Consider the following 902-nt stretch of genomic DNA (forward strand, 5'->3'; position numbering starts at 1 on the left):
GATGATAGCAATGTCTGCGGCATAAAACAAATACCGCTTCTCGGTAAATTGTCTTTGAAAGGGCAAGTTGCCAAAGGTAAACAAAGCGACAATATAATCTTGTTTAACGCTCATCATCTTCAAGTTAATGCCAATCAGCCCATACTGGCGCAAATGGACGGGGAAACACTTTTATTACAACCGGATGATTTCCCAGTGGTAATGACGCTTACCCCTCCGGTAATACCTTTATTAAAACCCGATAAAAATTAAGAATCAACTATTGACAAATAGTTATTTTTATGGCAATGTAATTTACTTATGTAGCTAATATCACAAAATAAAAATGGGGGAAGAGATATAATGGCTGCGACAGGAAAAAGGAAGAAAAAAATACCGCCGATTGATCAAGAATTCCTTGATAAAATGGAAGCTGCTCTTTTAGTCTTAAAATCCGAAATTGTAAATAAATTAATTGCCAGCAATGAGGATTTTAAAGAAATAATGGAAGGGGAAGAGCCGAAGGATCTTGCCGACATTGCCTCCGACGATATGGACAGGAAAATGATCGAAGCCATCGGCACTCAGGAATTAAAGCAGCTTAAACTGATTGAATCCGCCATCACGCGCATAAAACAGGGCAAATACGGCCACTGCATAAAATGCGGAAAGCGTATCCCGCAAGACCGATTGATTGCGATTCCCTACGCCCTCATGTGCATAGAATGTAAATCCGAAGAAGAACGGCGTAACCGATAAAACACGGACTATGAGTCGGTTTTTTGGGTATTGGAAAAACAAATAATTTAACAGGAAAATAGCATGGCAAAAAAAGTAATTGTTTTATTGGCAGATGGTTTTGAAGATGTTGAAGCGGTAACGCCGATTGACTATCTGCGCCGCGCCGGAATAGAAGTGAGTAC

General features: G+C 39.8%; 2 protein-coding genes and 1 pseudogene. All 3 read left to right on the forward strand.

Annotated features, from left to right (window positions below; translation table 11 throughout):
- A pseudogene (locus tag ACYVRH_RS13440) lies at positions 1-252 on the forward strand (diacylglycerol/lipid kinase family protein); the annotation flags it as partial.
- Positions 253-381: 129 nt separating this feature from the next.
- Positions 382-738, forward strand: a complete 357-nt coding sequence (locus ACYVRH_RS13445) for a TraR/DksA family transcriptional regulator (RefSeq protein WP_461257402.1) — start codon at positions 382-384, stop codon at positions 736-738.
- 63 nt (positions 739-801) lie between these two features.
- Positions 802-902, forward strand: a 101-nt coding sequence (locus tag ACYVRH_RS13450; RefSeq protein ID WP_461257403.1) for a DJ-1/PfpI family protein, incomplete at its 3' end; no start/stop codon positions are given.

This window comes from Treponema sp. R80B11-R83G3, from assembly GCF_054786115.1.